The sequence below is a fragment of the Streptomyces sp. bgisy159 genome (assembly GCF_965341775.1).
In the GTDB taxonomy this organism is placed as follows: domain Bacteria; phylum Actinomycetota; class Actinomycetes; order Streptomycetales; family Streptomycetaceae; genus Streptomyces.
The window spans coordinates 75808-88394 of sequence record NZ_CBDQZH010000021.1; the positions used below are offsets into that span (position 1 = coordinate 75808).

The window sequence follows — 12587 nt, forward strand, 5'->3', positions numbered from 1 at the left end:
TGCCGCGGCTTCAGGTGGCCGGCGACTCCACACGCCCGGTGCGGCCGTACGCCGACAGATGGCGGTAGGGGAAGGTGTGGCGCCAGTCGGAGCCGGTGTCGTTGACTTTGCACCCCGCCAGCTTCAGCCGCTCGACGATCTTGCCGAGGGCGGTTTCCGAACCGTCGAAGCGGATGAAGTTCATGCCCCCGATGTCGGAGATCGGACGCATCTCGCCCATCTGCACCAGCAGAGTGCGCTCCGGGTAGGCCATCAGCGCCATGCCCAGCTCGATCAGCACGTTCGGGCGTGGCTGACCGGTCGGCTCGGTCTCGGACGACGGCTCGTTCGCCCCCCGCAGCTGCGGGTGCAGCTGGACGATGTCGTCCGGTGTGAGCAGCACCAGGGCGGCCTGCGCCTGCGAAGGGGCCCTGGTGACCACCTCGCCGAGGTACGGAGCCGTCCGCCCCGTGGCCTTGATCAGGTCCTCCCAGTCCAGCGGATGCAGATCGAGCAGCCGCAGCAGGTCGAACATCTTCAGCCGGGCCTCCTCGTCCCGCCCGTGGACGACGAAGACGTTGCGGCTGCGGTCCGCGGGAGCCTCGGAGCCCTCCTCCTCGCGCCGCCGGCCCGTCTCACGGTCGTCTCCCCGGTCCTCACGGGCCGGCCGGGAACCTCCAGGCGGGCCGGCGTAGTAGTTCTGCGTGCCCGAGTTGGTGCGGTTGCCGTTGCCGGTGACGAAGTTGTTGTTGCGGCCGAAGTCGTTGTCCTTGCCGTAGTCGCTGCGGTTGCCCGGCGTGTCGTCCATGAAGTCGTCCCAGTCGTCCATGAAATCCGTCATGAGGACGCGGCCCCCTTGCCGCCGTCGGACTTCGGGGCCGCGTGCTGCGTGCCCGAGTTGACGTTGTTCCTGTCGCCCTTGACGAAGTTGTTGTGGTGTCCGTAGTCGTTGAGGATGTTCGTCTGGCGGGCCTCGTGCTCCGCCAGGTCCACGTTGTGCTCGTGCAGGAAGTCACGCACGATCTGCAGCAGTTGGCGCTCCACGATCTGTGTGTACTTGATGGTGTCCGTCTCCTGGAAGAACTCGTGGTAGTGGGGGCTGACCGCCATCTCCCTGATGCTGAGCAGCGCCCCGCGGTTCGGCGCGTGGGCCGCGTAGCGGCCGAGGCGGAACTCACTGGTGTCGGGCGCGGCCGCCTCGATCACCAGTGCGTCCCAGCGCCGCTCCCGCAGGCCCGGCAACCGGCTCAGAACGGCCCGCGCCGCGGTCTGCGGCGCGCCCAGCAGCGTGTCCCACCCGACGCGGAGCAGCAGCCCGGCGTCCAGACCGGCGGGCAGCCGGTCCACCAGGTGGAAGTTCTCCCGGATCGGCCTCAGCACGTACGAGTAGAACTCGGTGTGCAGGCTGTTCCCCTTCAGGTCGAAGCCCACGAACGCCGTGGTGACCAGCTCCTGGTTCCACGACCCCACCCGGACGCACAGGTAGACGCGTCCCGAGCCGTAGGTGTCCTGCCAGCGGCCCGCGCCCTCCGGGAGCGTGCCGGGGTGCGTGGAGACGGACGCGGTGAAGGTGGACCGCTCGACCGCCAGCCCGTCGATCCGCTTCCCCTCGGGCTGACGGTCCCGCAGGTCCGCGGTCATCCGGTCGCCGACGTACGCCGTGATCTCCCTGACGGTGAAGGGGATGACCTCCTTGCGCTTCGGCTCCCGATCGGCCGGGCCGGACTTCCCTGACTCGCCGGACTTCCCTGACTCGCCGGACTCGCCGGACTCGCCGGACGAGCCGGCGGCGTGCCGACGGCGGTCGAACACGGTGCGCGGGGCTCCGATCAGCAACTCGGCGGTGGACCAGCGGCGCACCTGCTCGCCCGCGCCGACGAACGGCCGGTAGCCGCCGTAGTGGATCACACTGCCGTCCGACGTCTGCTCCCGGTCGATCTTGGCGGCCAGCTCGGGCGTCAGCTCCGGGTGTTCCGGACAGGAGCCGTCGAACCCGGCGGGCCCGCCCGCCCCGACGGTCCGGGGCCGCAGACGGCTGATCAGGGTCTGCAGGGTGACGACCCGGCGCAGATACGCCGTCACCCACACCAGCCACAGCACCAGCAGCGTCCCGGTGAACCCGCTCAGGACGTCCAGCCCCATCAGGACGACCGTGACGCCGAACCCGATGCCGAGGACGGCCCGCTGCATCTTGTGCAGCCGGCGCGCCGCGAGGGCGTGGGCCAGCACGGGAACGGCGTCGTACCCGTACGACGGTGCCACCACCCGGAACCGGTGGGTCAGCAGCTCACGGATCACCGTCGCCCGGTACGCCGTGTCGAGGTAGGTGCCCGCGCACAGCAGGCGGGTGGCGTCGCTGGTGGAGTCCGGCACGGTGGGCCCGGCGGCCGGCCGGGGCCGTTCCGGCGGCTGGGCGGGAAGGGAAATCGTCTCGCTCGACATGTCTTCGTCGCTCCGCTCTGCTCAGCCGGTGGGGGACATCGAGGCCTCGGTGATGACCCCGTCCGCGACGGTGTAGTAGCCGCTGTACGACTTCCGCGTGCCGTCCGTCTGGACGGCGACCAGGTCGACCGGAACCCTGCCGGCGACCGTCAGTCCGAGGGTGACCTCGTCGCGCGCGGTGTCGCTGAAGCCCGACACGAACGACGCGTAGGAGGAGTCGAGGTTCTTGCCGCCGAGATCCCAGGCGGTCCGGTAGTCGCGGGCGTTGATGGCCTCGAAGTAGCGGCTGACGGTGGCGGCGGGGGAGCCGGCGTCCTCACTGCTCCCCGGGTCCGGCGTGCCCACCGTACCGAGGACGCTCCCCGTGCCCTCCGCGCTCGGTGCGGTCTCCCCGCCCTGCGCGTCCAGCGTGCCGAACGGGTCCGGGAACAGGCTGGTGGCCTCGGGAGTGGGCAGGGAGGGCGCCGTCTCGTACGTCGGGGAGGTGTCCGGTGGGGCCGAGTAGCTGTCCGGTGGCCGGTAGAAGTAGCCGCCGGGCCGGTCCGAGCCGCTCGCGCCCGATGCGCCGTCGTCCGAACCCAGTTGGGGAACGACGCCGATCAGCACGAGCAGCAGCAGAGGAACACCGGCGATGAGGAGCGTGTGTGTCCGTTCCTGGCCGGCGGCGGGTAACAGGCTCGGCGGCTCGTGGGTGTGTCTCATGAATCCTCGCAACTCCCGGCGATCGCCGGGTTCTCGCTCGTCCAGCCGGTGTGGCGAGAGCCACTCTGCCGCGACGGGCGATGGCCGAGAACCGCTTTCCCGCTTCCGATGCGCTTCCGATCCGGGTCCGGTATGAGACACCCGGCCGCGGGCGCGCGCCTACGCGGTCACGAGGGACGGGAGATCTGCCGGCGGACCCACGCGGGGTCCGGATTGACGTGGGGCCGGCCGTCCACGAGCACGGTCGGCACCGTCTCGTCGCCGTCGGCGGCCTCCCTCACCATGGCCGCGCCGGACGGGTCCCGCCAGATGTCCACCCAGTGCGCCCGGCGGGCGTCACGCCCCAGGCGCAGGCGCAGCCGGAGGCAGTACGGGCAGCCCGGGCGCCAGAGGACGACCGGCCGGCCGTCGAGCGCGCTGCGCCGCCGCGCCTCCGCCGCGCCGACCGACCTGGGGAAGACCAGCGGCGAGTGCATGCCCGCGAGCACCAGGAACACCAGCAGCACCACCACGGCCGGGCCGGGGGACCCGTCGAGGACCATGCCGGTCGCGAGGGCCGCTCCGCCGAGCACCAGCAGCGACGGGAGGAGCAGCCGGCCGCGCGTCATGAGGGCACCCGGGCCGGCAGGGCCCCGGGGGGCGCCGGGACCGGCGGGAACGGGCGGCCCGCCCGCGGTACCCCGTCGGGCGCGGCCGCCGGTGCGTCGCCCGACTGCCCCGCCGGGTTTGCCCGGCCCACCACCTTTGGTGACAGTCGAATCACTGAAAGCAACCCTGTGTAGACCTCGGGACTGTGCCTCACGGTGCCATCCTCCCGCAGGCGTGGGCACGGAACCGATCCGGAGGGAAAACCGTGGGCCGTACAGCGCCGAGAGTCGGGTGTTCGCTGACGTGCGTCTTGCTCGTCGCCATGGCCGGGTGCGGCCGGCAGAGTGCGGGAGGCGGTCCCGACGGGCCCGGCGACTCCTTCACCTCGGGGCTGGTCGCGGACCTGCGCGCGAGCGGCTTCCAGGTCGCCTCCGGCTACCCGAAGCTGTACACCGAGCAGGACTGCGAGAACTACACCTACCCGAAGCTGAAGAACTGCTACGCGAACAACCCCGCCGCCCCGTACGTGCTGCCCGTCGTCAAGACCTGGCCCGGGGAGTACGTCGACCCCGCGGCGGTGAACGCCTTCGGCAAGACGCGGCCTGGACACACCGCCACCTACCGGCTCGGCGAGCGCGACGCTCTCGTGATGTACGGCAAGATGCCGCCCCCCGGCCGCTACATGGGACTGCAGACCTTCGAGTTCAGCCAGCACGGGCACTGGAAGACCAGCGACTACCTCAAGTGGCAGAGCACCGTCGACGTCCCCATGCACTACCTGTTCGACACGATCCCGCCCGGCGACCGGGGCTCGCAGCGGACCCAGAGCGTGTCCGCCCTCGGGGACATCGTGAACAACGTCGTCATGGAGCGGCAGTCCGGCTACTCCTTCGAGAAGAACCGGTACTTCATCGTCACCCCGAGCGCCGCCACCGACCGTGCCGTCCGCCGGACCCTGCAGGCCCAGGGCGTACCCGCCGACGACATCTTCACCGAGCAGATCCCCGACCGGGACACCTACGGCCCGATCGGACCGCTGGGCATGGGCAAGGACGCCATCGACTTCCTGACCGCGTTCCGCTACGCCCTCCCCGACGCCGGCCAGGAACAGGCCGCGGCCCGGTGGCGGCAGGATCCCCCGCTGACGGTGATGCGAGTGCGGGCCCCCGCCTCGACCGGTCCCGTCCAGCGCTACGGACCGCTCACCTTCGCCCCGCGCACGGCCGACAGCGAAGCAGCCCTGGCGGGCGACCTGCGGAACCTGGTGAGCGCGGTGTGCGAGCGCGTCCGCGGCACGACCCGCCTGCGGACCCAGGACTGCACCCAGCCCCCGCCGGCCTCCGCCCGGATGCTCGACCCGGTGGAGACGTACGGGTGGACCGGACCGTACTGCCGCGAGATCAACATGGACTGCCTCGGCGACCAGCAGGACGCGGCCTACTTCCTGAGCCAGCAACCGCTGCCGCTCGACTCCGGCCAGGTCTACGCGGTGATCGACACCCTGGCCACCGAGACCGGCAACGCCACCTACAGCGCCCTGTCCGTCAACAACGCCGCGATCCTGGCGGGCGTGGCCAACGTGCTGGACAGCGACCTCAAGGGGTCCGCCGACGCCTACGCCAAGACGGTCCGCAACACCGACAAGATGTTCGTCCACTACTTCACCCGGGACTGCGCGGTGCTCAGCGGCGTCCCCGGGGGACCGGAGAACTGCACCGACATCACCACGCAGATGCTGCCGCCGCACAACGACCCCACGGCGGAGGGCGACCCCGCCCTGCGCGGCCAGCTCGTGCTCGGACTGCGCGACTACATCAAGCCGGGAACCGAACGCGGCCCGCTGTCCACCGAACTGCTGGCTCCGACGGTCCTCGGCTTCACCCAGCCGGGGAAGTAGCCGGCCCCCCGGACGCCCGGCCCCGCCGGACGGGGCCGGGCGTCCGGACGGCGGGGCCGGGCCTCGGGAGGGGCCGGCGACCGCCGGGCCGACCGGGGGAGCACGGAATCGTTCGCGGCCCTCGCGCGTTGGAGACGGTGGGCATCGGATGGCGGTGGCGTTCGAGCCGAGCACGCCGAGTCACCGAGCTGACACGTATGGGAGGGCCGCAATGGCTGGGCAGACGCAGAGGGCCGTGCTGGCCGGCGGGTGTTTCTGGGGAATGCAGGAGCTGATCCGCCGGCTTCCGGGGGTGACGGCGACCCGGGTCGGATACACCGGGGGTGACGTGTCGAACGCGACCTATCGCCACCACGGCACGCACGCGGAGGCCATCGAGATCCTTTTCGACCCCGAGAGGACCGACTTCCGCGCGATCCTGGAGTTCTTCTTCCAGATCCACGACCCGAGCACCAGGAACCGCCAGGGCAACGACATCGGCGCCAGCTACCGCTCGGCCATCTACTACGTCGACGACGAGCAGAAGCGGATCGCCGAGGACACGATCGCCGACGTGGACGCCTCCGGCCTGTGGCCGGGCAAGGTCGTCACCGAGGTGGAGCCGGTCGGCCCCTTCTGGGAGGCCGAGCCCGAGCACCAGGACTACCTGCAGCGTTACCCGGACGGCTACACCTGCCACTTCCCGCGCCCGGGATGGCGGCTGCCCGCCCGCGCCCAGGACTGACCCGCACCACGGCCCGGCGGGAAGCGAAGGCTTCGCCGCCGGGCCTTGCCTGTACCTGCGTCTGTGCCTGCGCTTGCGCCTGTGCCTTTGCCTGCGTCTGTGCTTGCGCCTGCCGGGCGACTTCCCGAGGTGTCTTCGCGCGGCGCACCCGTTCCGATCCGGGCGCCGGGGCCGGGTGCCGAGGCTGCCGGTCCGAGGGGCGCCGTCAGCCCAGCAGCATCGCCGGGCTGCCGCCGTTCGCCTCGTACCCCGCCACCGCCAGCGCGCGGTGCACGGCGAACTGGGCGGCCGGTTCGGCGCTCAGGGTCCACGGCAGCGCGCCGACGTGTCCGTCCACGCGCACCAGCTGCTCCATCGCCTCCGCCCAGCGCTCGGCACGCACCAGGAAGAAGACCAGCAGGTGGCGGACGTGCGCCGCCATCGGGTCCTCGGGGTCGGCGGAGTGCACCGCGTACAGGGCGCCGTGCATCGCCTTGGTGACGGTCTCGCTCCGGTAGAAGCTCGTGACCAGGTTCACCTCGGGCAGGTGCTCGAACACCGCGAACAACGGCAGCGCGGCCAGCAGCGAGCCCTCCGGCGCCCGGGCGGCCGCCGTCTCCGCGAACTGCGCCGCCAGCTCCCGCGAGCCGTGCCACTTCTCGCACCAGTAGTGCAGCGCCGCCAGATGCGCGCCCATGTGGTACGGCGCCCGGTCCAGGATCCGCTGCCACAACTCCTCGAACTCCGGGCGCGGGTAGCCGAGCCCGCGCGCCACGGACAGCTCGATGACGTACGGCACCGGATCGCCGGGGGAGAGCAGCGCCGCCTGGCCGCAGGCGTCCTTGGCCTCCTCCATGATGATCCGGAAATCCTCCGTGCCCGGCGTCGCGGTCCGCCACGCCTGCTGCACCAGGAACTCGGCGTACACCGCCGCGCCGCCCGCGTCCTTGGGCGCCTCGGTCCGCCACACGCGCAGCCACTGACCACCGGGCGTCTCGCTCACCCCGCCCGGCCGCTGCGCCAGCTCCAGCGAGGCCGCGCCCGCGAAGGCCTGCACCCGCTGCCAGCGGATCTCACCGTCCGTCTCGGTGCCGGCCAGCAGCTGCTGGGCCGCCCGGTAGTCCTGGGTGCGCTGCACCACGTCCAGCACCTCCAGCAGGTCCTGGTCGGGCCCCGGCATCCGGACGTCCAGCTCCTCCTCGCGTACGAAGCCGTAGTTCGCCGGGTCGGCGGCGTCCGGGTGCCCCGGCAGGACCCGGGTGATCCCTCGGCCCCGGCGCAGCAGGTAGGGCACCAGCACGAAGCCGATCAAGAGCACCGCCATCAGGCCCCAGAGAATCTCCATGTGACCAGCGAACCAGACCGCACCGACAATTGGCCAACCCCGGCCCCCCGGCCTGTGGAAAACCCCGCTCTCCCCACGCCCCTGCGAAGCCGTCCGGCACGGGAGCGCCGGGCGGACTACGCTCGGTGCCCATGAGCGACAGGCACATCAGTCAGCACTTCGAGACCCTCGCGATCCACGCGGGCAACACCGCCGATCCCCTCACCGGTGCCGTGGTCCCGCCGATCTACCAGGTCTCGACCTACAAGCAGGACGGCGTCGGCGGCCTGCGCGGCGGCTACGAGTACAGCCGTAGCGCCAACCCGACCAGGACCGCCCTGGAGGAGAACCTCGCGGCTCTGGAGGGCGGCCGCCGCGGTCTCGCGTTCGCTTCCGGACTGGCGGCCGAGGACTGCCTGTTGCGTACGCTCCTCAGCCCCGGCGACCACGTGGTCATCCCCAACGACGCCTACGGCGGCACCTTCCGGCTGTTCGCGAAGGTCGTGGCCCGCTGGGGCGTGGAGTGGTCGGTCGCCGACACCGGCGACCCGGCCGCCGTACGGGCCGCGATCACGCCGAAGACCAAGGCCGTGTGGGTCGAGACACCCTCCAACCCGCTGCTCGGCATCACCGACGTCGCCGCCGTCGCCCAGGTCGCCCGGGACGCCGGCGCGCGGCTCGTCGTCGACAACACCTTCGCCACGCCTTACCTGCAGCAGCCGCTGTCGCTCGGCGCGGACGTCGTCGTGCACTCGCTGACCAAGTACATGGGCGGCCACTCCGACGTCGTCGGCGGCGCGCTGATCACCGCCGACGAGACCCTGGGCGAGGAGCTGGCCTTCCACCAGAACGCGATGGGCGCCGTCGCCGGTCCGTTCGACTCCTGGCTGGTGCTGCGCGGCACCAAGACGCTGTCGGTGCGCATGGACCGGCACAGCGAGAACGCCGGCAAGATCGCCGACATGCTCACCCGGCACGCGCGCGTGACCCGGGTCCTCTACCCGGGCCTGCCCGACCACCCCGGCCACGAGGTCGCCGCCAAGCAGATGCGGGCGTTCGGCGGCATGGTGTCCTTCCGGGTCGAGGGCGGCGAGGAGGCCGCCGTCGAGGTCTGCAACCGGGCGAAGATCTTCACGCTCGGCGAGTCCCTCGGCGGTGTCGAGTCCCTCATCGAGCACCCCGGACGCATGACCCACGCCTCCGCCGCCGGCTCGGCCCTGGAGGTGCCCGGCGACCTGGTCCGTCTCTCCGTCGGCATCGAGAACGCCGACGACCTGCTGGCGGACCTGCAGCAGGCGCTCGGCTAGGGACGCGACCGGCCCGGCCGCCATGACGGGTGGCCGGGCCGTGTCAGGCCGTCAGTACAGCGGCCGCAGCGGTGGCGCGGGCATCAGCCGGCAGGCGAACGCGATGTTGGTCAGCATCATGATCCCGGTGAAGCCTCCGATGCCGCCCAGCCACAGCGGCACCAGCGGAAGGAGGAGCAGCGCCGCGGCCCACGCGCGGAACACCGCCGTACTGCCGTACTGCTTGATCAGCCCCAGCAGCAGCAGAAGGAACAGCGCGAGCGGCGCCAGGACCGCCAGCAGGTCGGCCAGCTCCACCAACTGCCCGACGAACATGGGCCAGAAGGCCCGATCGGGCTCCGGGTCCAACGGTGCCACGGCGCAGGCGACGGCATACCCCGCGCCGAGGACCAGGACATACCGGATCGCGCAGATCGCATACCACTCACCCACAGCTCACACTGCCTCTCCGGCGGCCGCACGACGGGACGCCTCATGATCGGCCACGCCGCGGCCGGCTCACCAGCCCGTCAGGGGCGGGGTGGTGTCCGACGGGGGCTCGACCCACGGGCGGGCGGTCAGGGACCACACCGTGAACGCCACCACCGCCGCGACCAGTGCCAGCCACAGCAGCCGTCGGACCAGCCTCTCCCGCCGCAGACGGCGCGCGCCCAGGCGCAGGGCGTCCTCGTACAGCTCCGGCGGGACCGGGGCCGGCCGGTCCGAGCCCTCCAGCAGGTGTCTCACGGCGGCCTCGCGCTGCGGGCGGTTCATGATCACGACCGCCACCTCCCCGGCGCCCTCATGACGGGGCCACCTTCGCGCCGGCCGGCGGCCGCACCGGAGCGGGCGGCGGGCGCAGCAAGGTCGTCGTCGCCCGCTCGCACACCGCGTGGACCCGCTCGGCGGGCATGCCGAGCAGGGCGCCCACCTGGTCCTCGCCGACCCCCTCGTACCACCGCAGGACCAGCACCAGCCGCTCCCGGGGGGTGAGCGGAAACAGCGGACTGTCCGGGTGCGGGCGCGCGCATCCACGGCCGCCGTACTGGTGCCAGGCCCCGTCGGCGAAGCGGACGGCCAGATGGCGCCGGGTGCGGTCGTACGGGTCCTCGCCACGCAGCCGGTGCCAGGACGCGTACGTGTGCGCCAGGGCCAGGGCCAGCAGCCGCCGCGCGCGCGGGTTGGCGACGGCGGACTCGCCCGTCAGCAGCGTGGCCGTGTGCAGCAGCCGGCCCCCGGCTCCCGCGACGAACGCCTCGAACTCGCGGGCCCGGCGGACGTCCTGCTCCAGGTGTCTGTCTCCCACGCGCGCCTCCCCCCGACGCCGCTTTCGCACACCGACCTCACCGACCGGCCCTCTCTCATCTGAGGCCAGCCGCGCCCCACCGGTCAAGGGGTGCGCACGGGCCGGTGGTACGAGCGCAGGCGCGCGGCGACGAGACACGCGCGCCGACGACGACGCGGCACGCGCGCGGTGACGGAGGCGAGGGGGAGCGCGCCGGGGTGGCGGGAAGCCCGCACGGCGAGGGCAGGGCACGCGTGCGGCGCGGCGGCCCCGTCGGGTCAGGAAGCCTGCGCGGGGGACGCCTCCGAGCCCGGCAGGCCGTGGGCCGCCATCCGGGACGACAGCGCGCCATTGAAGCGCGTGAGGAGCGCGCAGAACGCCTCGCGCTCCTCCGGCGCCCAGTCGTGGGTCAACTCGGCCATCAACTGACGCCGCGAGGAGCGCACCTCCTCCAGACGCGCCTGCCCGCGCGGGGACAGCTGGAGCACCACCGCCCGCCCGTCCTCGGGGTGCGAGGTGCGCTTGACGAGCCCCGTCTCGACCAGCGGCGCGACCTGCCGGGTGACCGTCGAGGAGTCGATGCCCATGCTCGCGGCCAGTGCCTTCACACCCATCGGCCCCTCCTTGTCCAGGCGGTTGAGCAGCAGGTACGCGGCGCGGTCCATGGAGTTGCGCAGCTGCCCGACCCCGCCGAGCCGGGTCTGTTCGGCACGGCGGGCGAAAAGCGCTACCTCGTGCTGCAGCGTGTCGAGAAGACCGGTGTCACCGACGGTCGTCATGTCCATCGACATCTCAGGCGTTGTGGGCATGGCCGGGGGCTCACTTCATCAGGGGTGCTGGGTTGGGGAAACAGGTTACGCGGCCCGAAGCCGTGCCGTACCTGCCCCGCGCAAACCGATCTCGCCGGTTGGTCACAGCGCTCGCTCCCGCCTGTGAACTGCGATGCTGGAGTCATGAGCTCCAGCACGACTGACATCCTGCGGCCGGTCACCCTCGACGACGTGCGCGGCGCCCAGAAGATGCTGTCGGGCGTGGCACGGACGACCGCCATGGAAGGCAGCAGGTACCTGTCCCAGCTCGTCGGCGAGCCCGTGCACCTCAAGTGCGAGAACCTCCAGCGGACCGGCTCCTTCAAGCTGCGCGGCGCCTACGTACGGATCGCCGGGCTGCTCCCGGAGGAGCGGGCCGCCGGGGTCGTCGCCGCCAGCGCGGGCAACCACGCGCAGGGCGTGGCACTGGCGTCGTCGCTGCTGGGCGTGCGGGCGACGGTCTTCATGCCGCGGGGCGCGCCCCTGCCGAAGATCAGCGCGACCCGGGACTACGGCGCCGAGGTGCGCCTGCAGGGCCAGGTCGTCGACGAGACGCTGGCCGCCGCCCAGGAGTACGCGGCCGAGACCGGCGCGGTGTTCATCCACCCCTTCGACCACCCGGACATCATCGCCGGGCAGGGCACGGTGGGCCTGGAGATCCTGGAGCAGTGCCCGGAGGTGCGCACGGTCGTGGTCGGCATCGGCGGCGGCGGTCTCGCGGCGGGTGTCGCGGTGGCCGTGAAGTCGGTGCGGCCCGACGTGCGGATCGTCGGGGTGCAGGCCGCCGGGGCGGCCGCGTACCCGCCGTCGCTGGCCGCCGGGCACCCGGTGGCGCTCGGCAACCCGGTCACGATGGCCGACGGCATCAGGGTGGGCCGGCCCGGTGACGTGCCGTTCGCGATCGTGCGCGACCTGGTGGACGAGGTGCGCACGGTGAGCGAGGACGAGCTGTCCACCGCGCTGCTGCTCTGCCTGGAGCGGGCCAAGCTGGTGGTGGAGCCGGCCGGCGCCAGCCCCGTCGCCGCGCTGCTGCACGACCCGGGCGCCTTCGAGGGGCCGGTCGTGGCGGTGCTGTCCGGCGGCAACGTCGATCCCCTGCTGCTGCAGCGCGTGCTGCGCCACGGCATGGCCGCGCAGGGCCGCTACCTGGCGGTACGGGTCCGGCTGACGGACCGGCCGGGCGCGCTCGCGGCGCTGCTCGGGGTGCTGTCGGGGGTGGACGCCAACGTCCTCGACGTCAGTCATGTCCGCACCGACCCGCGCCTCGGGCTGACGGAGGCGGAGGTGGAGCTGCATCTGGAGACCAAGGGCCCGGCCCACTGCGCCGAGGTCGGCCAGGCCTTGCGCGCGGCGGGCCACACCGTGCTCGGCTGACACCGCCCACCGCCCACTGCCCACCGCCCCGACACCGCGGCCACCTCGATACCCCGACACCGCGCCCACCCCATACTCCGACACCGCGCCCACCCCGGCACCGCTCTTCCCCTGACCCCGTCTCACCCGTTCGGATGCACCGCCGACAAATCCATTGAGACACGCGATACATCGCGTTACTGTTCCCACTCGAAGACG

At 72.4% G+C, this 12587-nt stretch carries 13 protein-coding genes; 4 read left to right on the forward strand and 9 right to left on the reverse strand.

Translation table 11 applies throughout. The features are described from left to right. Nucleotides 1–10 precede the first annotated feature (10 nt). The 4 genes from ACSLTV_RS21025 to ACSLTV_RS21040 all read right to left on the reverse strand — a co-directional run bounded on the left by ACSLTV_RS21025 (nucleotide 11) and on the right by ACSLTV_RS21040 (nucleotide 3731). Nucleotides 11–820, reverse strand: a complete 810-nt coding sequence (locus tag ACSLTV_RS21025) for a TIR domain-containing protein (RefSeq protein ID WP_435612638.1) — start codon at nucleotides 818–820, stop codon at nucleotides 11–13. Further along, on the reverse strand, nucleotides 817–2421 hold the full coding sequence (locus ACSLTV_RS21030) for a hypothetical protein (protein ID WP_435612639.1): 1605 nt from the start codon (nucleotides 2419–2421) through the stop codon (nucleotides 817–819). The genes ACSLTV_RS21025 and ACSLTV_RS21030 overlap by 4 nt, the downstream gene beginning before the upstream one ends. A 21-nt stretch (nucleotides 2422–2442) precedes the next feature. After that, nucleotides 2443–3123, reverse strand: a complete 681-nt coding sequence (locus ACSLTV_RS21035) for a hypothetical protein (RefSeq protein WP_432134701.1) — start codon at nucleotides 3121–3123, stop codon at nucleotides 2443–2445. 167 nt (nucleotides 3124–3290) lie between these two features. Then, nucleotides 3291–3731, reverse strand: a complete 441-nt coding sequence (locus ACSLTV_RS21040; RefSeq protein WP_432134702.1) for a glutaredoxin domain-containing protein — start codon at nucleotides 3729–3731, stop codon at nucleotides 3291–3293. Nucleotides 3732–4021: 290 nt separating this feature from the next. On the opposite strand from ACSLTV_RS21040, the gene ACSLTV_RS21045 reads away from it, so the two are divergent. Then, the gene (locus ACSLTV_RS21045) at nucleotides 4022–5608 is read left to right on the forward strand and encodes a hypothetical protein (RefSeq protein ID WP_432134703.1); all 1587 of its coding nucleotides are present in this window, start codon (nucleotides 4022–4024) and stop codon (nucleotides 5606–5608) included. A 211-nt stretch (nucleotides 5609–5819) separates the two neighbouring features. Beyond that, complete coding sequence (gene msrA, locus ACSLTV_RS21050; protein WP_435612640.1) at nucleotides 5820–6332, forward strand: peptide-methionine (S)-S-oxide reductase MsrA; 513 nt, start codon at nucleotides 5820–5822, stop codon at nucleotides 6330–6332. A gap of 205 nt (nucleotides 6333–6537) precedes the next feature. On the opposite strand, the gene ACSLTV_RS21055 is transcribed toward msrA, so the two are convergent. Beyond that, complete coding sequence (locus tag ACSLTV_RS21055; RefSeq protein WP_435612641.1) at nucleotides 6538–7656, reverse strand: hypothetical protein; 1119 nt, start codon at nucleotides 7654–7656, stop codon at nucleotides 6538–6540. A 131-nt stretch (nucleotides 7657–7787) separates the two neighbouring features. Between ACSLTV_RS21055 and ACSLTV_RS21060 the strand changes: the two genes are divergently transcribed. Beyond that, complete coding sequence (locus ACSLTV_RS21060; protein WP_432134706.1) at nucleotides 7788–8942, forward strand: cystathionine gamma-synthase; 1155 nt, start codon at nucleotides 7788–7790, stop codon at nucleotides 8940–8942. A gap of 51 nt (nucleotides 8943–8993) precedes the next feature. Here ACSLTV_RS21060 and ACSLTV_RS21065 read toward each other — a convergent pair whose 3' ends face one another. The 4 genes from ACSLTV_RS21065 to ACSLTV_RS21080 all read right to left on the reverse strand — a co-directional run bounded on the left by ACSLTV_RS21065 (nucleotide 8994) and on the right by ACSLTV_RS21080 (nucleotide 10997). Continuing rightward, complete coding sequence (locus ACSLTV_RS21065; protein ID WP_432134707.1) at nucleotides 8994–9374, reverse strand: hypothetical protein; 381 nt, start codon at nucleotides 9372–9374, stop codon at nucleotides 8994–8996. A gap of 66 nt (nucleotides 9375–9440) precedes the next feature. Next, complete coding sequence (locus tag ACSLTV_RS21070) at nucleotides 9441–9695, reverse strand: hypothetical protein (RefSeq protein WP_432134845.1); 255 nt, start codon at nucleotides 9693–9695, stop codon at nucleotides 9441–9443. Between the two features lie 28 nt (nucleotides 9696–9723). Further along, on the reverse strand, nucleotides 9724–10227 hold the full coding sequence (locus tag ACSLTV_RS21075; protein WP_435612642.1) for a sigma factor-like helix-turn-helix DNA-binding protein: 504 nt from the start codon (nucleotides 10225–10227) through the stop codon (nucleotides 9724–9726). A gap of 257 nt (nucleotides 10228–10484) precedes the next feature. Then, nucleotides 10485–10997 carry a MarR family winged helix-turn-helix transcriptional regulator gene (locus tag ACSLTV_RS21080; RefSeq protein WP_432134846.1) on the reverse strand — a complete coding sequence of 171 codons (513 nt, stop codon included), beginning with the start codon at nucleotides 10995–10997 and terminating at the stop codon, nucleotides 10485–10487. A gap of 162 nt (nucleotides 10998–11159) precedes the next feature. Here ACSLTV_RS21080 and ilvA point away from each other — a divergent pair, with 162 nt between their 5' ends. Beyond that, on the forward strand, nucleotides 11160–12389 hold the full coding sequence (ilvA, locus tag ACSLTV_RS21085) for a threonine ammonia-lyase (protein ID WP_435612643.1): 1230 nt from the start codon (nucleotides 11160–11162) through the stop codon (nucleotides 12387–12389). The last annotated feature ends 198 nt before the right edge of the window (nucleotides 12390–12587 follow it).

What these genes read in the sequence shown, in the direction of transcription:
- ilvA (WP_435612643.1), top strand. Translation starts at nt 11,160, where the DNA reads ATGAGCTCCAGCACGACTGACATCCTGCGGCCGGTCACCCTCGACGAC.
- ACSLTV_RS21080 (WP_432134846.1), bottom strand. Translation starts at nt 10,997, where the DNA reads ATGTCGATGGACATGACGACCGTCGGTGACACCGGTCTTCTCGACACG.
- ACSLTV_RS21070 (WP_432134845.1), bottom strand. Translation starts at nt 9,695, where the DNA reads ATGAACCGCCCGCAGCGCGAGGCCGCCGTGAGACACCTGCTGGAGGGC.
- ACSLTV_RS21060 (WP_432134706.1), top strand. Translation starts at nt 7,788, where the DNA reads ATGAGCGACAGGCACATCAGTCAGCACTTCGAGACCCTCGCGATCCAC.
- ACSLTV_RS21025 (WP_435612638.1), bottom strand. Translation starts at nt 820, where the DNA reads ATGACGGATTTCATGGACGACTGGGACGACTTCATGGACGACACGCCG.
- ACSLTV_RS21055 (WP_435612641.1), bottom strand. Translation starts at nt 7,656, where the DNA reads ATGGAGATTCTCTGGGGCCTGATGGCGGTGCTCTTGATCGGCTTCGTG.
- ACSLTV_RS21035 (WP_432134701.1), bottom strand. Translation starts at nt 3,123, where the DNA reads ATGAGACACACCCACGAGCCGCCGAGCCTGTTACCCGCCGCCGGCCAG.
- ACSLTV_RS21040 (WP_432134702.1), bottom strand. Translation starts at nt 3,731, where the DNA reads ATGACGCGCGGCCGGCTGCTCCTCCCGTCGCTGCTGGTGCTCGGCGGA.
- msrA (WP_435612640.1), top strand. Translation starts at nt 5,820, where the DNA reads ATGGCTGGGCAGACGCAGAGGGCCGTGCTGGCCGGCGGGTGTTTCTGG.
- ACSLTV_RS21030 (WP_435612639.1), bottom strand. Translation starts at nt 2,421, where the DNA reads ATGTCGAGCGAGACGATTTCCCTTCCCGCCCAGCCGCCGGAACGGCCC.